General features: G+C 64.9%; 15 protein-coding genes. 9 read left to right on the top strand and 6 right to left on the bottom strand.

The features are described from left to right. A complete protein-coding gene (locus GTP69_RS19180) occupies positions 1 to 885 on the top strand; it encodes a LysR family transcriptional regulator (protein WP_161056355.1) in 885 nt (294 codons plus the stop codon). On the opposite strand, the gene GTP69_RS19175 is transcribed toward GTP69_RS19180, so the two are convergent. From GTP69_RS19175 to GTP69_RS19165, 3 genes are read right to left on the bottom strand one after another with little or no spacing between them, the layout of a single operon-like run. After that, entirely contained in the window at positions 874 to 3102 is a 2229-nt protein-coding gene (locus GTP69_RS19175; protein WP_161056354.1) for a xanthine dehydrogenase family protein molybdopterin-binding subunit, read from the bottom strand. The two genes, GTP69_RS19180 and GTP69_RS19175, sit on opposite strands and share 12 nt — an antisense overlap. Then, complete coding sequence (locus GTP69_RS19170) at positions 3099 to 3572, bottom strand: (2Fe-2S)-binding protein (RefSeq protein WP_161056353.1); 474 nt, start codon at positions 3570 to 3572, stop codon at positions 3099 to 3101. Before GTP69_RS19170 ends, GTP69_RS19175 begins: the two co-directional genes overlap by 4 nt. After that, entirely contained in the window at positions 3572 to 4837 is a 1266-nt protein-coding gene (locus GTP69_RS19165) for a c-type cytochrome (RefSeq protein ID WP_161056352.1), read from the bottom strand. The genes GTP69_RS19170 and GTP69_RS19165 overlap by 1 nt, the downstream gene beginning before the upstream one ends. 165 nt (positions 4838 to 5002) lie before the next feature. Here GTP69_RS19165 and GTP69_RS31735 point away from each other — a divergent pair, with 165 nt between their 5' ends. The 5 genes from GTP69_RS31735 (at position 5003) to GTP69_RS19140 (ending at position 13229) form a co-directional block, all read left to right on the top strand. Further along, positions 5003 to 6595, top strand: a complete 1593-nt coding sequence (locus GTP69_RS31735) for a methyl-accepting chemotaxis protein (RefSeq protein WP_161056351.1) — start codon at positions 5003 to 5005, stop codon at positions 6593 to 6595. Between the two features lie 150 nt (positions 6596 to 6745). After that, on the top strand, positions 6746 to 9496 hold the full coding sequence (locus tag GTP69_RS19155) for a bifunctional diguanylate cyclase/phosphodiesterase (RefSeq protein WP_229261046.1): 2751 nt from the start codon (positions 6746 to 6748) through the stop codon (positions 9494 to 9496). 12 nt (positions 9497 to 9508) lie between these two features. Further along, positions 9509 to 11824, top strand: coding sequence for an FdhF/YdeP family oxidoreductase (locus GTP69_RS19150; RefSeq protein ID WP_161056350.1), 2316 nt, complete (start codon positions 9509 to 9511; stop codon positions 11822 to 11824). Further along, on the top strand, positions 11821 to 12741 hold the full coding sequence (locus GTP69_RS19145) for a bestrophin family protein (RefSeq protein ID WP_161056349.1): 921 nt from the start codon (positions 11821 to 11823) through the stop codon (positions 12739 to 12741). The genes GTP69_RS19150 and GTP69_RS19145 overlap by 4 nt, the downstream gene beginning before the upstream one ends. 8 nt (positions 12742 to 12749) lie before the next feature. Further along, the gene (locus GTP69_RS19140) at positions 12750 to 13229 is read left to right on the top strand and encodes a molybdenum cofactor synthesis domain-containing protein (RefSeq protein WP_161056348.1); all 480 of its coding nucleotides are present in this window, start codon (positions 12750 to 12752) and stop codon (positions 13227 to 13229) included. Here the strand turns inward: GTP69_RS19140 and GTP69_RS19135 are convergent. From GTP69_RS19135 to GTP69_RS19125, 3 genes are all read right to left on the bottom strand, one after another. Continuing rightward, on the bottom strand, positions 13173 to 14447 hold the full coding sequence (locus GTP69_RS19135) for an EAL domain-containing response regulator (RefSeq protein ID WP_161056347.1): 1275 nt from the start codon (positions 14445 to 14447) through the stop codon (positions 13173 to 13175). The genes GTP69_RS19140 and GTP69_RS19135 overlap by 57 nt on opposite strands. Then, positions 14444 to 16042 carry a methyl-accepting chemotaxis protein gene (locus GTP69_RS19130; RefSeq protein ID WP_161056346.1) on the bottom strand — a complete coding sequence of 533 codons (1599 nt, stop codon included), beginning with the start codon at positions 16040 to 16042 and terminating at the stop codon, positions 14444 to 14446. Before GTP69_RS19130 ends, GTP69_RS19135 begins: the two co-directional genes overlap by 4 nt. 61 nt (positions 16043 to 16103) lie before the next feature. After that, complete coding sequence (locus tag GTP69_RS19125; protein ID WP_161056345.1) at positions 16104 to 17561, bottom strand: aminotransferase-like domain-containing protein; 1458 nt, start codon at positions 17559 to 17561, stop codon at positions 16104 to 16106. A gap of 221 nt (positions 17562 to 17782) precedes the next feature. Here GTP69_RS19125 and GTP69_RS19120 point away from each other — a divergent pair, with 221 nt between their 5' ends. From GTP69_RS19120 to GTP69_RS19110, 3 genes are all read left to right on the top strand, one after another. Beyond that, positions 17783 to 19192 (top strand): sensor histidine kinase, encoded by a 1410-nt coding sequence (locus GTP69_RS19120; RefSeq protein WP_161056344.1) that lies wholly within the window; start codon positions 17783 to 17785, stop codon positions 19190 to 19192. Beyond that, entirely contained in the window at positions 19179 to 19808 is a 630-nt protein-coding gene (locus tag GTP69_RS19115) for a response regulator transcription factor (RefSeq protein ID WP_161056343.1), read from the top strand. Before GTP69_RS19120 ends, GTP69_RS19115 begins: the two co-directional genes overlap by 14 nt. 102 nt (positions 19809 to 19910) lie before the next feature. After that, entirely contained in the window at positions 19911 to 20312 is a 402-nt protein-coding gene (locus GTP69_RS19110; RefSeq protein WP_161056342.1) for a response regulator transcription factor, read from the top strand. Positions 20313 to 20317 lie beyond the last annotated feature (5 nt).

The raw sequence follows: 20317 nt of genomic DNA, 5'->3' as shown, positions 1-20317 counted from the left end.
ATGGACCGATGGCAGGCGATGGAAACGCTGGTCCATGTGGTGGAGGCGGGCTCGTTTTCGGGCGCCGCCCGCCGCCTGGATGTGGGCCAGCCCAGTGTCTCCAAGGTGGTGGCGCAGCTGGAGGCCGATCTTGGCGTGCAGCTGCTGCTGCGCTCCAACCGCGGGCTGACGCCAACCGAGTCGGGGCTGGCCTATTATCGTGGCGCGCGGCGGGCACTGGACGCCGCCGCCGAGGCGGACAACAGCGCTCGTGGCGCCAGCGCCGGCATGGATGGCAAGTTGGTGGTGACGGCGCCGGTGACGTTGGCGCGGCTGCACGTCATGCCGCATATACAGCGCTTTCTCGACCAGCATCCGCAAATTTCGCTGGATATAGTGCTGGACGACCGCAATATCGACCTGCTGGAAGGCGGCATCGATGTGGCGCTGCGTCTCGGCGCCTTGAGCGATTCCGCCATGACGGCGCGCCGTATCAGCCGCAGTCCGCGCGCGGTGCTGGCCACGCCGGCCTATCTGGAACGTCATGGCGTGCCGCTCCATCCGTCGGATCTGGCGCGGCATCAGGCGGTGGTGTATCACCGCGCCGGTGGCGGTGCGACCTGCCTGTTCCAGTGTGGCGAGATGCAGGAACCGGTGACGCTGGACGGCCGCTTGCGCGTGTCGGCGGCTGAGGGCGTGCGCGCGGCGGTGCTGGCGGATATGGGTATCGCCATCACCTCGGAGTGGATGTTCGGTCCCGAGCTGGCCAGCGGCCAGGTGCAGCGCGTGCTGCCCGGTTGGACGCTGCCGGCCATGGACCTGTGGGCGGTGTTCCCGGCCGGCCGCAAGGCCAGCGCCAAGGCGCGTGCGTTTGTGGCCTTCGTCGAAGAGCTGTTAACTCCTTAGCTGCGGTCCGGCCAGCGGCAAGTCGAACCAGCGTTTGCCGGTGGCGTCGGCCAGTGCGTTGCCCAGCGCCCCCGCCATCGGCGCTTGCGCTGCTTCGGCCACGCCGAGGAGTGGCGCGCCGGGACGGTCGATCAGGATCACATCGACCTTGTCCGGCACATTCGAGTAACGCATGATCGGATAGCTGGCCCAGTCCACGCTGGTGATGCCTTCCGGCGTGAATTGCAGCTGTTCATACAGCGTCCAGCTGGACGATTGCAGGATGCCGCCTTCAATCTGGTTGCGAATGCCGTCCGGGTTGACGCCCTGGCCACAATCCACCGCCGCCGTTACGCGCACGATGTGCACCGCACCGGTGCTGCGCTCGACGCGGACCTCCACCGCCAGCCCCACATACGCCATGATGTTCTTGTACTGGCCGAAGGCAAAGCCGAAACCATGGTCGCGGCGGCGCTGGCGCTGGTTCCAGCCGAACTGTTTGGCGGCGCGTTCGATGACGTCGCGCGCTCGTGGGTCGTCCAGGTGACGCAGGCGGAATTCCACCGGATCGGCATGGGCCGCCGCCGCCAGTTCATCCATCATGCCTTCAATCGCGAACAGGTTGATGTGCGCACCCAGCGAACGCATGGCGGAACTGCGCAGCGGCGTCACCGGCAGGAAGTGGTTGATGATCTTCGCCTGCGGCAGCGTGTACAGCGGAATGGCGTTGCGGTCGCCGCCACCTTCCGGCATCGGCATCGGTTGCGAGGGACTCGGGATAAAGGCCTTGGCCAGCAGTTGCGCCGGTATCAGCTTGCCGGCGTTGCCGGGACGTTCGTTGTGCGAGCCGCTCCATAATTCGTACTGCCAGTCGCAGATCTTGCCGCTGGCGTCCAGCGATGCCGCCAGTTGGGTGCTCATGGCCGGCGCGTAGGGCTCCCACTGGTTTTCCTGGTCGCGCATCAGCTGGACCCGCACCGGGCGGCCGGGCATGACGCGCGCCAGAAGGGCGGCATCGGCTGCCACGTCGTCAGCGCCATTCTGGCCATAGCAGCCGGCGCTTTCGGTATGAATGCAGCGTACCTGTTCAAACTTCATCGACAGCATCTCCGCCAGCGCGGCGCGCAGCGGGTAGACGCCTTGCGTGTGGGTCCACACCGTCATGGCGCCTTGCTCTAGCAGCGCCACCGAACACGATGGGCCGATCGAGCCATGCAGCACGTATTGCTTGGTGTAGCGGCGTTTCAGCGTCAGTACCGGCTTGATGCCGCTACCGTGTCTGTCGTCGATCACGATGTCCTGCGACGGCAGCGCGCGCAGCGTGGCGTGGATGTTGGCCGGCGACGGCAGCGCCGGTCCGCGTTGCCATTTGGCGCTGGCCGACAATGCGCGCATGGCTTGTATCGCCTGCCATTCGCCGTCGGCGATCACGGCCAGGTAATTGCCGTCCACGTGGACTTTCAGCACACCGGGCATGCGCGCCACGCCGACGGTATCCGCCGACAGCAGCTTGGCGCCATAGGCCGGAGGACGCACCACGCGCGCGTGCACCATGCCGGGCGGACGCATGTCCTGCACATAAGCGGCGCCGCCGGTCAGCTTGGCGGGAATGTCCACGCGCGGCAGCGAATGGCCTATCAGCGTGTAGTCGTTGACGTTCTTCAGCGGCGATTTGACTTGTGCCGCGCGGTGCAGGTCGATGCCGCTCACCGCTTCGCCGTAATGCATGGTGCGGCCATCCGGCGCAATCACCTTGCCGTTGCTGGTCTTGAGCGTTTCCGGAGCGAGCTTGAACTGGGCCGCGGCGCCTTGCACCACCAGCGCGCGCACTTGCGCGGCGGCGTTCAGCAGCGCGGTGCCGCTGTCCGCCATGGTGTGGCTGCCGGCGGTGAAGCCTTCGTTCGGCGTCAGGCTGGTGTCGGCGGTGATGAAGTTGACGGCGGCCGGCGCCACGTCCAGCTGTTCGGCCGCTACTTGCAGCAATGCGGTGCGCACGCCGGTGCCCAGTTCCACCTTGCCGGTGAAGACGGTGACCTTGCCGTCCGGCGCGATCTTGATCCAGGCGTCCAGCATGGGCGTGCGTTGCAGGCTGCCTGCCAGCTCCTTATTGGCGACCGGCGGCACGCCCATGCCGTTGAATTCCGCCAGCGCGCGGCGCGGCAGCATGGTAAAGCCCAGCACCAGCGCACCGGCGCTGAGGATGGTGCGGCGGCGCAGGTCGATGATGTCGTCGCTCATGATTTCGCTCCCCGTCCTTGATCCTGTGTCACTTCCTTGATGGCGGCGATGATGCGCATATGGGTGCCGCAGCGGCAAAGATTAGGCTCCATGTGGGTGCGGATCTGCGTTTCGGTCGGATGCGGATTCTGTTCCAGCAGCGCTTGCGCGCGCATCACCATGCCGGCGATGCAATAGCCGCACTGCGCCGCCTGGTGCTTGATGAACGACGCTTGCAGCTTGCCCGGCTTTTCGGCAGTGCCCAGGCCTTCGATGGTGCGCACCTGGCGGCCTTCGCACGCGGTCACCGGCGTCAGGCAGCTGAATACCGGCTGGCCATCCAGCATGACGGTGCAGGCGCCGCATTGTCCCATGCCGCAGCCGAATTTGGCGCCGTTCAGTTCCAGCTGGTTGCGCAGCGCGTACAGCAGCGGCGTCGAGGGATCGATGTCCAGCGTATGGCGGACGCCATTCACAATCAGGGTGCTCATTATTGGTTCTCCTTGCGGATCTTGGTGGTGCGCTGCTCAACGTCGGACCATGCGGGACGCTTGCCGATGTCGGCGCGGACGTAGGCGGCGATGCTGGCGATCTGCGTGTCGGTCAGCACGGCGGCAAACGGCGGCATGAAGGTGCTTGGTTCCGGATGGACCCATGGCACGCCATTCAGCACGATCTGTATCAGGTTGTCCGGCTTGTCGCCGGTGACGGCGCTGCTCAGGGCCAGCGATGGACGGCCGCCGGCCGCCATCATCGGCGCGGCCGTGCCATGACAGCTGGCGCAGGCGCCGGCAAACAGGATGGCGCCTTGCTGGACGCGGGCGACGTCGGTGCTGGTGCTGGCGGCGGCTGGTGCAGCTTTGGTGGCCAAACTTTGCAGCGACATGATGTAGGTGGCGATGGCGTTGGTATCCGCCTCCGGCACCTGCGACAGGCTGTGTGCCACTGGGCCCATCGGGCCGGCGGCGGCGCCATGTTCCGGCGACCAGCCATGGCGCAGATAGTGTGCCAGCTGTTCACGATTCCATGGCTTGGGCGTTTGCAGCAGCGCGGTCAGCGCCGGTGCATCCCAGCCGTCGATATTGCCGCCGCTGAAGGCGGGGCTGCGTTCGCCGCCGATCGGGTCCAGCGTGCTATGGCACGAGGCGCAATGGCCGGCGCCGTCCACCAGGTAGCGGCCACGGTTCCATTCAACGCTTTGCGCCGGATTGTCCGCCTCAGCACCAGGACGCAGATACAACAGGTTCCAGCCGGCCAGCATCGGGCGGAAGCGCAATGGCAGCAGCAGGTCGTTGTCCGGCGCGCGGGACACCACCGGCGTGCGCGTCATCAGGTAGGCGTAGGCGTCGCTGATGTCGGCGCTGGACATGCGCGTGTAGTGAATGTAGGGGAATGCAGGGTAGAGCAGGTGGCCGTCACGCGCCACGCCATGCCGCAGCGCGCGCGTGAACGCGGCCAGCGACCAGTTGCCGATGCCGGTCGCCGCGTCGGGCGTGATGTTGGTGGTATAGATGGTGCCGAACGGCGTGCGCAAAGGCAGGCTGCCGGCGTAAGGCGCGCCGCCGGCTGAGGTGTGGCAGACCATGCAATCGCCCTGGGCGACGACACGGGCGCCGCGTGCGATGCTGTCACTGCTGAAATCATTCGGTGATGGTGGCTGGATGGGCGCGATGGCCGGCTGGATCATCCATGCCGCCGCCGCTACGCCGCCGGCGACCAGCACGCCGGCGATCCAGATCCAGGTTTTTGTTTTCATTGGAGTTCCCTTTTTGGTCCATGGTGCTACTTTGCCATCGGCGGCGCGGCTTGGTAACTCACCATATGGCATGGTGACTATTCCGAAACTGCATGGCTGGACGGATTGTAATTAATCGATTGATCAATTATAGTCGGATGTCTGACTATCCCGACGGAGAACGCCATGCCTACGCTGACCTTTAAACAGAAACTGTGGCTGCCAGTGATTTGTGCCATGTTTTGCCTGACCGCCGTGGCGGTAATCGATGCGCTGCAATTGCGCACCACGCGCTTCGAGGAACGCCGGCAGGCGCTGACGGATATGAATGACGCCGCGCTGAATATCGTGCGGCGCTATGCGGCGGAAGCCAGTAGCGGCAAGACCGACCTGGCCGGCGCCCAGCGGCGCGCCATGACAACGCTGGACAGCATCCGTTACGCCGGCGATAGCTATGTGTCGTTGATCAGCGCGGACGGTACGATTTTGCAGAATCCCGGTAATCCCGCCTCCAACGGCAAGAATATGCTGGACTTCCGCGACGCCGATGGCATTTATATCTTCCGCGAGTTCGCGCGCATCGCCGCCACGGCGGAGGGCAGCGGCTTTGTGCATTTCCTGTGGCAGCGTCCCGGCAAGCAGGAAGCCACGCCCAAGCTGGCGCGCGTCAGCAGCTACAAGCCGTGGGGCTGGGTATTCCTGACCGGCGTCTATACCGACGATATCGAAGCGGACTTCCATCGCTCTCTGATGATTTCGGCGCTTGGCCTGGTGGCTGCGGGTACCTTACTGCTGTTGGTGTCCGGTGCGGTCAACCGCAGCTTGAGCCGGGCGCTGGGCGGCGCGCCGGAGTATGCGGTGGCAGTGGCCAACCGCATCGCCACCAATGACCTGAGCAAGCCGGTGGTGCTGAGCGTGGGCGACGACAGCAGCCTGCTGCATGCGATGCACACCATGCAGCACAACCTGGTCGGCACCATCGGCGAAATACGCGGCAGCGCCGAGACCATCGCCACGGCGTCCAGCCAGATCGCGGTCGGCAACCTGGATTTGTCGACGCGCACCGAGACCCAGGCCAGTTCGCTGGAGGAGACGGCGGCGTCGATGGAGCAGTTGACCGCCGCAGTGCGGCAGAATGCGGAGAATGCGCACCAGGCCAATGAGCTGGTGCAGACCACGGCGCAGGTGGCGCAGCAGGGCGGGCAGGTGATCGACCGCGTGATCCAGACCATGGGCGACATCAACAACGCCTCTAGCCGCGTGGTCGATATCATCGGCGTGATCGACGGTATCGCCTTCCAGACCAATATCCTGGCGCTGAATGCCGCAGTGGAGGCGGCGCGCGCCGGCGATCAGGGACGCGGCTTTGCGGTGGTGGCGACCGAAGTGCGCAACCTGGCGCAACGCAGTGCGGCGGCGGCGCGCGAGGTGAAGCAGCTGATTGATAACTCGGTGGCCAGCATCGCCGCCGGCCAGAGCCTGGTGGAACAAGCCGGCAGCACCATGGCGCAGGTGGTGAGCAGCGTGTCGCGGGTGACGCAGATCATGGCGGCCATCAGCGATGCATCGCGCGAACAGAGCACCGGCATCGGTCATGTCAATCAGGCGATTACGGAAATGGACGCGGTGACGCAGCAGAATGCGGCACTGGTGGAGCAGGCCGCAGCGGCGGCGGGCAGCATGCAGGAGCAGGCCAGCTATCTGACCGGCTGCGTTGGCGTATTCCGCCTGGCGCAAGGCGGCGCGGAGTTGCGCCGGCCGCTGTTGGCGCTGAGCTGAGCGCGAGATCGGTTGCCGGTCGCGCGCCCGCGGTGCTGAAGCACTTGCGAAAAGCAACCTAAACCTTGGTATGAGTTTGCATACGAAGGTGCAATTTCCATAAATCTTCCCGGATTTTATATTGAGTCCATGCTCAATCAGGGAGGAAGTATGTTCGTCCAACGTTACAGGAAGCTGTCCGGTTTTCGCACGGTCGCCGTGGAATGGCTGATGCTGGCCTTCGTGCTGGTGCTCAGCGGCTTGTTGATTGCCTATTTCGTCTGGAATGAGCGCGGCCTGCTGCTGACCTCCAATATCGAGCGTATGCGCCTGCAGACGCTGATCATCGACGAAAACCTGAGCCACCAGCTGGAAGGCGTGCGCAGTGCGCTGGATAGTGTACGCGATGCGCTGCGCGGTGGCGGCAACTGCACCGCCGATTGCCGCCGCACGCTGCTGCAATCGCTGAAACGCGCCATGCCCGGCGTGCGCGCGCTGCTGGTGCTGGACCGCAAAGGCGAGATCGTGATGTCCGACGACGACCTGCGCGACCGCCGCCTGGATGACCAGAACTACACCAGCCGCGTTGAGCACATGCGCGATCCGGACACGCTGTACCTGTCGCAGCCTTACGAAAATACCCCCGGCGTCTTCAACATCAAGCTGTCGATGGCGCTGATTGGGCCGGACGGCAAGAACAACGGCGCCGTCAGCGCCATCCTCAATCCCGAATACTTTGACGCCGTGATGCGCTCGGCCCTGTATGCGCCGGACATGAACAGCGCCATCACCGAGGACAGCGGCCGCCGTATCCTGTTCGTGCCGGCCGATCCCGCCGCCATGCGCAATACCAGCGCGGCGCCCGATCCATTCTTTGTGCGTCACCAGAACAGCCATCGCTCCGAAACCGTGTTCGATGGCGTGGCCGCCAGCGGCGAACAGCGGCTGGTGGTCCAGCGCACCATGCTGCTGCGCGGCCTTGGGCTGGACAAGACGCTGGTGGTGAGCCTGGGCCGCAACCAGGCCCTGGTGGCCGCCGGCTGGCATAGCATGGCCTGGACCTGCGGCGTGGCGTGGCTGGTATTCGGCCTGACCGCCAGCGGTGGCCTGATCCTGGTGCAGCGCCGCCGGCAGGTGCTGGAAGACGTGGCCGCAGCGCGTGAGGAAGAGCAGGCCGCAGCGGCAGAGAAGATCGAACTGGCGCTCAACGGCGCCAATCTGGGCCTGTGGGAATGGCATATGGTGAACGACCGCCGCACCGTGGACGGCCGCGCCGCCGCCATGCTGGGCTATACCGAGGACGAATTGAACCTGAGCGCCGTCGATTGGCGCGGCATGGTCAAGAGCGATGACATTCCCGGCATCGACGCGGCGCTGGCCGCGCACCTGGCCGACGGCTCGCGTTCGTTCGAGGCCGAATACCGCATGCGCCATCGCGCCGGCCAGTGGATCTGGGTGCAGAGCCGGGGCAGGGTGGTGGAGCGCACCGCCGACGGCAAGCCGCTGCGCATGCTCGGCACACGCATGGACATCAGCGCGCGCAAACTGGCGGAGGCTGAAATCGCCCACCTGGCTTTCTACGACGGCCTGACCAACCTGCCCAACCGCCGCTTGCTGCTGGATCGCCTGCATCACGCCATCGCCAAGGCCACGCGCAGCAGCTTGTACGGCGCGGTGCTGTTTGTCGACCTGGATAACTTCAAGTCCCTGAACGACACCATGGGCCATGACATGGGCGACCGCCTGCTGGAGATGGTGGCGTTCCGCCTGGGTGAAGTCACGCGTGAAACCGACACCGTGGCGCGGCTGGGCGGCGACGAATTCGTCATCCTGCTGGAAGACCTGGGCCACGAGCAGCAGCAGGCCATGGGCAATGCCGCCGCTGTCGCCGGCAAGGTGCTGGATTCGCTGAGCCGCTGCTATCTGCTGGAAGGCCACGAGGTGCGCAGCACGCCAAGTATCGGCGTGGTGCTGTTCGGCGCCGAGCATCACACCATCAACGACTTGCTGCGCCAGGCCGATATGGCGATGTATGAGGCCAAGGCGGCCGGCCGCGCCACCTTCCGCTTCTTCGATCCGCATATGCAGGTGGCGCTGGATGCTTCCGCCACGCTGGAAGCGGACCTGCGTTTCGCCTTGCAGCGCGATGAGCTGCGGCTGTATTACCAGCCGGTGGTGGACAACGGCGGCCGCGTCACCGGCGTGGAAGCGCTGCTGCGCTGGCAGCATCCGCAGCGTGGCCTGATCGGTCCCGGCGAATTCATTCCGCAAGCCGAGAAGTCCGGCCTGATCGTCGAACTGGGCGACTGGGTGCTGGAAGCGGCCTGCCGCCAGCTGGTGTGCTGGGCGACGGCGGCCGACAGCGCGCATCTGACCATGGCGGTCAATGTCAGCGCGCGCCAGTTCCGCCAGCCGGCGTTTGTCGACCAGGTGCTGGCGGTGCTGGAACGCACCGGCGCCGATCCGCGCCTGCTCAAGCTGGAGCTGACCGAGAGCATGCTGCTGACCGACATGGATGACGTTATCGCAAAGATGACAACCTTGAAAGCCCACGGCGTCGGCTTTGCGCTGGACGATTTCGGCACCGGCTATTCGTCGCTGAGCTATCTGAAGCTGCTGCCGATAGATCAACTGAAAATCGACCGCTCGTTCGTGCACGACATGCTGCACACCCGCCACGCCTCCAGCATTGTGCGCGCCATCATCACGCTGGCGTACAGCATGGACCTGGCGGTGGTGGCGGAAGGCGTGGAGACGCGCGAGCAGTGGTCGGCGCTGGAAGCCTTTGGCTGCAACGCCTTCCAGGGCTATCTGTTCGGCCGCGCTGTGCCGCTGGGCGAACTGGCTGTACTCCCCGAGGTGGGCGCGTTCTGTGCTCCTCCCATGCAGCTGGCTGACGCTATGCTGGACACGTCAATCTAAGGAGCATTCATCATGGCCGACCAAAAAGAAAAAACAGGACACATCCAACCCTACCACCACGCCGCCGCCGGCTGGGGCGCATTGAAGTATGTGGCGATTAACCTGTTCAAGGAGCGCGTGAGCGGCGTCAATTACAAGTCGCTGTTTGCGCAAAACCAGCCGGATGGTTTCGATTGCCCCGGCTGCGCATGGCCGGACCGTGAGCACTCGTCCACCTTTGAACTCTGCGAGAACGGCGTCAAGGCGGTGGCGGCGGAATCCACCAGCAAGCGTGTGACGCCGGATTTCTTTGCCGCGCATACGGTCGCCGAACTGCTGCAGCAATCGGACTACGAGCTGGAACAGCATGGCCGCCTGACGCATCCCATGGTCTACGATCCGGCCAGCGACAAGTACGCGCCGGTTGCATGGGACGATGCCTTCCGCCTGATCGCCGATGAATTGAATATGCTGGACGTCCCTGACCAGGCGGCGTTCTACACCTCCGGCCGCGCCAGCAACGAGGCGGCCTTCCTGTACCAGCTGTTCGTGCGCGCCTATGGCACCAACAACTTCCCCGATTGCTCCAATATGTGTCACGAGGCTACCAGCCGTGGCTTGCCGGGCACCGTCGGTATCGGCAAGGGCACGGTGACGCTGGATGATTTCGAACACGCGGACACGCTGCTGATCTTCGGCCAGAACCCGGCCACCAATCACCCGCGCATGCTGGGCGAGTTGCGCGAATGCGCCAAGCGCGGCGCCACCATCGTCTCCATCAACCCGTTGCGCGAGCGCGGGCTGGAGCGGTTTACCAGCCCGCAGCACCCGCTGGAGATGCTGACCATGTCGAGCACGCCAATCAGCTCCCTGTTCGTGCAACCCAAGCTGAGTGGCGACCTGGCGCTGATCAAGGCCCTGGCCAAACGCCTGCTGGAGCTGGACGACCGTGCCGTGTTGATCGGCATGAAGCGCCTGATCGATCTGGATTTCATCACCCAGCACACCACCGGCTTCCAGGAATTTGCGCGTGACCTGCGCGCGGAAAAGTGGCCGCTGCTGGTGGCGGAATCCGGCGTGTCGCGCGAACAGATCGACCAGCTGGCGGACATCTATGCGCGCGGCGAACGCGTGATCGCCACCTGGGGCATGGGCCTGACCCAGCACAAAAATTCGGTGGCGACGATCCAGATGCTGTCCAACCTGATGCTCATGCGCGGCAATATCGGCCGCCAGGGTGCGGGTCTGTGCCCGGTGCGCGGCCACTCCAATGTGCAGGGCGACCGCACCGTCGGCATTGAGGAGCAGCCAACCACCGCCTTCCTCGACCGCATGGAGCGCGTGTTCGACTTCGTGCCGCCGCGCCACCATGGGCTGGACGTGGTGGCCACCATCGGCGCCATGGCGGAAGGGAAGGTCAAGGTGTTCGTGGGCCTGGGCGGTAACTTCGCCATGGCCACGCCGGACACGCCGCTGACCTTCAAGGCGCTGGAGTCGTGCGCGTTGACGGTGCATGTGGCCACCAAGCTGAATCGCAGCCATCTGATCCACGGCCGCAAGGCGCTGATCCTGCCGACGCTGGGCCGCACCGAGATCGATGCGCAGAACGGCGTGCCGCAAGGCGTGACGGTGGAAGACTCGATGAGCATGGTGCACATTTCGTTTGGCCTGAACAAGCCGGCGTCGCCGGAGCTGCTGTCGGAAATCGCCATCGTCTCGCGCATGGCGGAAGCCACGCTGGGCGACCGCTATCAGCTGAAGTGGAAGGCCTACCGCGACGACTATGCGCTGATCCGCGACGACATCGAAAAAGTGTTCGATGATTTTTACGACTACAACGCGCGCGTGGCCAAGCCGGGTGGTTTCCACCTCAAGGTGGCGTCGCGAGAGCGCGAATGGCACACCACCAGCGGCAAGGCGCAATTTGTGCCGCACGGGATAGCACTGGATACACCGATCCACCGCGCCCGCGCCAAGCACGGCGAAAAGCTGATGGTGATGATGACCACCCGCTCGCACGACCAGTACAACACCACCATCTATGCACTGGATGACCGCTATCGTGGCGTGTTCGGCATGCGCCGGGTGATCTTCATCAACCAGGCCGACATCGACATGCTGGGCATGAAGGCCGGTGACTGGGTGGATGTGCAGAGCGTGTGGGATGACGGCATCGAGCGCCGCGCCGACGGCTTCATGCTGGTGGCCTACGATATTCCGCGCGGCTGCATCGGCGCCTACTACCCGGAGACCAATCCATTGGTGCCGCTGGCCAGCGTGGCCGATGGCGCGGGCACGCCGACGTCCAAATCGATTCCGGTATTGTTGACGGCAGCGGCGGCATCATGATCATCCGTCCGCCAACCAACTGGTTGCGGATGCTGTTCATCTGGGATGGCTCCGTACTCAAAACCATCGTGCCGCAGTTGCTGATCATCCTGGCGATCAGCGGGGTGGCGGTCGTCACCCATGGCCATATCCTGGGCGGCAAGATGCCGCTGGATACAGTGCCGTTCCCGCTGATCGGCGTCAGCTTGGCGATCTTCCTGGCGTTCCGCAACAACGCCGCCTATGCGCGTTACGTGGAAGCGCGCCAGATCTGGGGCCGCATCCTGATCGCGGCACGGGCGCTGACGTCGCAAGTGATCAACTACCTGCCGCAAGACGGCGATGGCTTTGAACGCAAGCTGTTCGTGCAGCGCCTGATCGCCTTCGTCTACGCATTGACGCATCAACTGCGCAAAACCGATCCTTCGGAAGACCTGGCGCGCTACCTTTCGCCGGAGGAGCGTCAGGAATTGAGCAGCATGCACTATATTCCGGTGGCGCTGCTGGACCGCATCCGCCTGATGCTGTCGCGCGCTGGCCGCAAACGCGGCGAAGGCGAACCGCTGCTGTGGTTACTGGATGCCCAGGTCAGCGAACTGGCGGCCGCCGTTGGTGGTTGCGAACGCATCTCGAATACGCCGATCCCGTTTGCCTACGGTGTGCTGGTACACCGCACGGTGTATCTGTACTGCTTCATGCTGCCGTTTGGGCTGGTGGCCGACCTGGGCATGGTAACGCCGCTGGTGTGCGTATTCGTGGCCTACACGCTGTTTGCGCTGGAAGCGATCGCGCAGGAGATTTCGGAGCCGTTCGGCACCGATCCCAACTGCCTGGCGCTGAACGCCATGACGCGCAATATCGAACGTTCGCTGCTGGAGCAGTGCGGCGAAGAAGTGCCGGATCAAATGGAACCGTGCGAACGCTATAACATCTCATAAAGGAAAATATGCTTACCTGTGCCCTTATCACAGTCAGCAACACACGAACCGCCGCCGACGATGATGCCGGCGATTTATTGGCCGCCAGTCTGGAACAGGGCGGCCATCGTGTTTTGCGGCGCGAGATTGTGTTTGACGATATCTACCAGTTGCGCCGCGCCTTCAGCGAATGCATCGCCGACCCGCAGATTGATGTGGTGATCAGTAGCGGCGGCACTGGCTTTGCGCGCCGTAATTCGGTGCCGGAGGCGGTGGAAGTGTTGTTCGATCAGCCGATTCCCGGCTTTGGCGAGCTGTTTCGCCAGCTGTCGTATAACGACATCGGCTCGGCGGCGATTCAGTCGCGCTGCGTGGCCGGTGTCGCCAACGATACCTTGATCTTTTGCTTGCCCGGCTCACCGGGCGCCTGCGCGCTGGCCTGGAACCACATCCTAAGGTCGCAGCTGGATCACCGCACCCGTCCCTGCAACTTTGCCTGCCGCAGCTGATTTGCCTCTCCACAGCGGCAGCGCGGCGGCTGGCATCGGCCTGGCGATCAGGTAACCCTGCGCCAGGTCGCATCCCAGTTCGCGCAACAGCAGGCGATCCTGTTCCAGTTCTATGCCTTCCGCCACGCTGGTGACGCCGATCTCGCGCGCGGTGGCGATGGCGTGACGCAGCAGCGCTTGCATGTGCGGACGTTTGCTGGCGTTGTGCACCAGGCGGCGGTCCAGTTTCAGTTCGGTGAAGGGGAAGCGCGATAGCTGCAACAGCGAGGCGTGGCCGGCGCCGAAATCGTCCAGCGCCAGGCCGAAACCGTGCATGCGCAGCTTGATGAGAATGCGCAGCGCGGTCGCCAGATCGGCGATTTCCTCATGCTCGATAATCTCGAAGGTGATGGCGCGCGGCGGCACGCCGGCGTCGTTGACGGTTTTGATCAGTTGTTCCGCAAGGTGCGGGTCGGCCAGCGACAGCGGCGACAGATTGATCGAGATCGGCAGCGACAGGCCGTCGGCATGCCAGCGGCGCCAGTCCTTGAGCGCGATGCGGACCACTTCCACGGTAAGGATGTCGACCAGGTTGGCCGCTTCCGCCTGCGGCAGGAAGCAGGCCGGTGACAGCAGGCCGTGATGCGGATGGCGCCAGCGCAGCAAGGCTTCGGCGCCCCGCAGCACGCCGTCATGTAATGCGGTCTTGGGCTGGTAATACAGTTCGAACTGGTGTTGCTGGATGGCGCCGAGCACTTCGCCGGCGTCCGGCCGGGGCGCATTGGCGTCGCAGCGCGGCCGCAAGGCCAGCAGGGCGGCGGTGCGGGCGGCGGCGGGTGCGCAGCCCTGGGTCAGGTCTTGCAGTGCCTGTGCTTCCAGCGGCTTGTTCAGGGCGCCCAGCGCTTCCAGTCCCAGCGTGGCGGCCAGCGTCAGCGCGGCGTCGTGCAGGCGCGCGCTGTGGCGGCTGACCAGCACCACCGGCAGGCCGGGTTCCAGCATGGAGAGGGCTTGCAGCAGGTCGGCTCCGTCCATGTCGGGCAGGTCGAGTTCCGTGATGACCAGGTCGGGCGGCGAGGGCAGGGACTCAATCAGTTCCAGTGCGCCGGCGCCGCAGTCGGACCAGCCGTTGACGATGATGCCGGCGGCGCGGCATTGTGTGGCCGTGGCTTCCAGGTCGGCCGGGCAGCCATCGATGACGACGGCGCGCAGCGCGAATGCAGTGTCGGGGGAGCGGGTCATGACGGCACCATCAAGCGTGGCGTGCGATTATCAGCAGGGGCAGGGGCGATCTTGAAGCGTGAGACGGCATCCTCCAGCTGTACCGACTGTTCTTGCAGCGCGTGCGCGGCGGCGGCGACTTGTTCCACCAGCGCGGCATTCTGCTGCGTGCCGTGGTCCATCTGCACCACCGCCTGGCTACAGGCCTGGATGCCGGCGTGCTGCTCGCTGCTGGCATGCTTGATCTGCGCCATGATCTGTTCCACGTTGGCGACGCTGTCGACGATGTCCTGCATCGCTCCTGCGGCTTCGCGCACCTGCAGGTCGCCGGCGCCGACCTGCTGCACCGCCGCCTTGATCAAGTTGCCGATGTCGCGCGCCGCCTCCGACGAGCGGTGCGCCAGCTGGCGTACTTCGCCCGCCACCACGGCAAAGCCGCGTCCCGCATCGCCGGCGCGCGCCGCTTCCACGGCGGCGTTGAGTGCCAGGATGTTGGTCTGGAAGGCGATACCGTCAATCAGGCCGATGATGTCCGCCATCTGCGCGGCGGAACTGCGTATCGCTTCCATGCGTTCAGTGACGGCGGCTACCGCCTGGCCGCCCTTGCCGGCCATCGAGGAGGCGTGCGAGGCCAGCGTGTTGGCGCGCGCCGCATGGTCGGCGTTCTGCTGCACGGTGGTGGTCAGCTCCTCCATGGCGGCGGCAGTCTCCTGGAGACTGGAGGCCTGCTGCTCGGTACGCGCCGACAGATCGAGGTTGCCGCTGGCGATCTGGCTGGAGGCGGAGGCGATCATCTCGGTGTCGGAGCGCACTTGCGCCACCAGCTGGCTGAGGTTATCGCGCATATGCTCCATTTCATACAGCATGCTGCTACGGTCGCCGTGGCGCAGCGCGATGGCGCGCGTCAGGTCGCCGTCGGCGATGCTGGCGGCGGTGCGCGCCGCCTGATCCGGTTCGCCGCCCAGCTCGCGCCGCAGGCGGCCGATGATGGCGGCCGCCACGCCGATCGAGATTAGCATCGCCGCCGCGCCCAGCGCCAGCATCTTGAGGCGGGTGGCGGCGTAGGCTTCCACCGCCTGTTCGCGGGCGGTGCGCATCAGCGTCACTTCGTTGCCGATCTGCGCCGCCAGCGTGTCGCGGCAGGCTTGCAGCATCGGCTTGACGTGCGTGTTCAGGTAGTCGCGCGCTTCGTCGTCGCGACCTGCCTGCACCAATGAGATGAGCTTTTTCTGGCCAACGACGTAATCCTGATAGGCGCTGCGCACCTTGTCCAGCGCCGCGCGGCCGGCCGGCGTCACCACGCGCTTATCCAGCTCGGCGATCTTGCTTTCTGCGTCGCGCCGGTAGCCTTCGATGCTGTCGATCTGGTGAGCGCGCACCGAGGGATCTGTCGTCAGCATCAGGTTGCGCAGTGAGACAGCGATATCGGTCACGCGCAGGCGCACGTCGGTGGCCAGTTCGATTTTCGGCCAGCGGTCGTCGGCCATGGTGGCGGCGGCGTCATTCAGCTTGGCCTGTTCCGACAGGCCCAATGTAATGACGGCGGCAAGAAACAGGCAAATCAATCCGAAGCCGATCATCAGGAGATTGGCGACTTTGATGCGAGCGGTTTTCATGGCAGTTGGACCCTGTAGTTGGCACGCTATCAGAATAAGCGCGCCACTGGCAGGGCAACGGCTACAGATTCGCCTTTTGACGAGGAGCACAGTTGGCAAGTTCGCCGGCCAGCAGGCCAAGCGTGCGCACCGCCGCTTCCACTTCCGCCGTCCACGGATAGCTGTAGTTAAGGCGGATGCAGTGCTGGAAGGCGTCGCCGGTGGCGAAGATATTGCCGGCGCCGACGCTGATGCCGCGCTCCTGCGCCCGCGCATACAGTTCCAGCGCCTGTATGCCGTCCGGCAGGTTCACCCACAGCAGGTAGCCGCCAACCGGCGTCGAGACGTAGGTGCCGGGCGGGAAGAAGCGCCGCACCGCCGTCGCCATGATGCTGGCGTTTTGCGCGTAGGCCTTGCGCACCTTGCGCAGGTGGTAGTCGTAGCCGTCGTTCTTAAGGTACTCGGCAATCGCCAGCTGCGGCAGGGCTGGGGTGTTGAGCGTGTTGAGAAACTTGAGCTTCTCCACTTCCGCCCTGTAGCGGCCGGGCAGCGCCCAGCCGATGCGGTTGGCGGGACTGAGCGTCTTGGAGAAGGAGTTACAGTGCAGGACCAGGCCGCGCGTGTCGTAGTTCTTCAGCGAGGTTGGATGGACGTCGCCGTAATACAGCTCGTGATAGACGTCGTTCTCGATCACCGGCACGTCGTGCCGCGCCAGCATTTCCACCATGGCGCGCTTGCGCTCATCGCTCATCTGGTAGCCCTGCGGGTTCTGGAAGTTGGGCATGACCATGCAGGCCGCCACGCCCCGCTCGACAATCGCGCGTTCCAGCGCTTCGAGGTCGATGCCGGCCACCGGATCGGTGGGGATCTCCACCACCTGCATGCGCATGCGTTCAATCGCCTGCAGCAGCGCGTAATAAGTAGGCGACTCCACCGCGATCACGCTGCCGGGCGGCGCCACCGCTTGCAGGCACAGGTTGAGCGCCTCGGTGGCGCCGGTGGTGATGATGATTTCGCCGGCGTCCACCGGCAGGCCGTTTTCCAGGTGGCGGCGGGCGATCTGGCGGATCAGCTCCGGATTCCCCGGCGGCAGGTCGGCCGTCATGCCCATCTGGCCGGCCCGGCGCGCCAGGCTGTTGGCGTATTGATTCAGCCGCGCCCACGGAAAGCTGGCCGGATCGGGATAGGGCGAACCCAATGGCACGCTGCCCTGGTTGATCGAGCGCAGGGTGGTGAGCACGAATTCGCTGGTGTCAAGCGTTTCGCCGCGCGCCATGTCGGCCGGCCCGTTTGGCGCGGCGGTGTCGGCGGCGGCGCTGGCCTGCAGCGCCGGTTTGCGGCGCACGAAGTAGCCGGACTGCGGCCGGCTTTCGATCACGCCCTGGCTTTCCAGCAGCAGGAAGGCGCGGATGACGGTGGACACGCTCAAATTGTGGTGTTGGCTGGTCTGGCGCACGGAGGGGATTTTCTCGCCCTCGCGTATCACCCCCTGCGCGATCTGGCTGGCGATATCGGCCGCTAGCGTTTCATACAATTTCACGGTCTGTCTCCCGCCGGTTTAATATACCAAGAGTAGCTGATTGCGGCGCGGCCGACACTATACCTCGGAATAGGGAGGCCAAACATGACCGTATACAGGAGTATAGGGTGCAAGCCGCTGAAACCGCACTATAATCCGGGGGATTGCCAATATAACCAAAAAGGATAGGCATGCTTCGGGTACCGCGCTCTCCATGGATGTCCGCATTATTGATTTTACTGATGCTGTTGATCTTCGCGATCGACACATTTTCACCGCTGGACATGGCCATCGCCGTGATGTACGTGGTGGTGGTACTGCTGTCGGCCGGCATCTGGGCCCGCCGTGGCGTGCTGCTGGCCAGCGCCGCCTGCCTGGTGCTGACGGTGCTGTCGTATGCGGTGACGCACAGCGAGGCGTTTTCCGCCGCCGCTTCCGGGCGCCTGCTGGTCGGACTGCTGGCGATCGTGGTCACCACGGTGCTGGTGCTGCGCGGCCAGGCCGCTACCGATGAGCTGCTGGCGCGCGAAGATGCGCTACGCCGCAGCGAGGCCTTCCTGGCCGGCACCCAGCGCATCAGCAAGACCGGCAGCTTCAGTTTCAAGGCCCCCAACGGCGCCATGTTCTGGTCCGACGAGGCGGCCCGCATCTATGGCTATCCGCTCGACGTCGAGCCGACCATGGCGCGCGTGCTGGCCCATACCGCGCCGGAAGACCGCCACATCGTGCAGGCGGCGATCGACCAGTCGCTGCGCTGCGAAGGCGACATTGACATGCGCCACCGCCTGCTGATGCCGGATGGGGAACTCAAATATGTGCACGTGCTGTCGCGTCCACGCTACAACAAGGACGGCGACTGCGAATATCTCGGTGCGCTGACCGACGTCACGGCGGCGGTGCTGGCCGAACAGGCGCTGCACCGCTCGCAGGTGCAGCTGGCGCACGCCACCCGCGTCACCATGCTGGGCGAACTGGCGGCGTCCATCGCGCACGAAGTCAATCAGCCGCTGGCGGCGATATCGACCAATGGCGAGGCCTGTCTGCGCTGGCTGAATCGTCCCAAGCCGGAACTGGACGAGGCCAAGGCCACCGTCACCAGCATCCTGGAGTCGAGCGCGCGCGCCACCGGCGTGATCAAGCGGATACGCGCGCTGGCGCGCCGCACCGACCCGACTTATACGGGGCTGGACCTGAATGCGGTGGTGGAGGAGAGCGTCGACATGGTGCGGCGCGAACTGAATAACCACCACGTGGCGCTGATGCTGGGATTGACGCCGGACCTGGCGCCGGTCAACGGCGACCGCGTGCAGTTGCAGCAGGTGTTCATCAACCTGCTGATGAACGCCATCCAGGCCATGGGGGCGTGCGCGCCGGGCCAGGCGGTGCTGACGGTGCAGACGCAGCGCAATGCCGACGGCGCGCTGCAGGTCAGCATCAGCGACTCCGGCCCCGGCATCCCGGCCAGCGCCGTGCCACGCCTGTTCGAAGCCTTCTACAGCACCAAGGAAGACGGCATGGGCATGGGACTGCCGATCTGCCGCTCCATTATTGAAACCCACGGCGGCCGGATCTGGGTCCGGGAGCCGGCGCCGGACAGCCCCGTGGCTGGCGCCACCATTCTTTTCACCTTGCCTGTTCATGAACCAGATTGATTATTCCGACGCCTTGGTCTACATCGTCGACGACGAGGCGCAACTGCGCGACGCCATTTCCAGCCTTTTGCGCTCGGTCGGCATGCAGGTGGCGGCGTTTCCGTCGGTGGCCGCCTTCCTGGCCGAGCCGCGGCGCAACCTGACCAGCTGCCTGCTGCTGGACGTGCGCCTGCAAGGCCTCAGCGGCCTCGATTTCCAGGCCGAGCTGAATCGCGACGGCGTGGCGCTGCCCATCATTTTCATGACCGGCCATGGCGATATTCCGATGTCGGTGCGGGCCATGAAGGCCGGCGCGGTGGATTTCCTGGCCAAGCCGTTCCGCGACCAGGACCTGCTGGACGCCATCCACACGGCGCTGGCGGCCGACCAGGAGCGGCGCCTGCGCGACCAGGCCAGCGACGGCCTGACCGCCCGCTATGCGACGCTGACCCCGCGCGAGCGCGAGATCATGGCGCTGGCCGCGCGGGGGCTGATGAACAAGCAGATCGCCGGCGAAGTGGGCACCAGCGAGATCACCGTCAAGATCCATCGCGGCAACGCCATGCGCAAAATGCAGGCCAAAACCTTCGCCGATTTGGTGCGGATGGCCGAGGCGCTGGGGCTGGCCAAGGTTTAGCCCACCTATACCCTTGTATAATTTTCTCAATTCGCGCTGAACTGTATTGTTCTCCCATGCGCTGGACGGCCGCGAGCCGCCGTCCGAACATGGGAGTCACCAGTGTCAGATCCGGATCCAAAATTTTGTAATATCGCCATCGTTGACGACGACGAAGCTGTTCGCGTCGGTCTGCGTAGCCTGCTGCGTTCCTACGGCTATGCCGCCAATGCCTACGATTCCGCCGTGTCCCTGCTGGCCTCCGGCGCCCTGGGTGACTATCACTGCGTGATCACCGACCTGCAGATGCCCGGCATGAGCGGCATCGAGCTGCTGGAGCAGTTGCGCCGTGGCGGCAATTCCCTGCCATTGATCCTGATGACCGCCTTCCCGGAAGCGAACCTGTGCAAGCGTGCCTTGCAAGGTGGCGCCTCCTGCTTTTTGAGCAAGCCCTTTGAAGCGAACGAATTGCTGCGTTGCCTGAACCAGGCCAGCGGCAGCTTCCCGACCCACGCCGAGGAGTAACAAAC

It is taken from the genome of Duganella levis, from assembly GCF_009857605.1.
Taxonomy (GTDB): domain Bacteria; phylum Pseudomonadota; class Gammaproteobacteria; order Burkholderiales; family Burkholderiaceae_D; genus Rugamonas; species Rugamonas levis.
The sequence above is the reverse complement of the archived record's forward strand: the minus strand, read 5'-3'. Positions and strand labels throughout refer to the sequence as shown.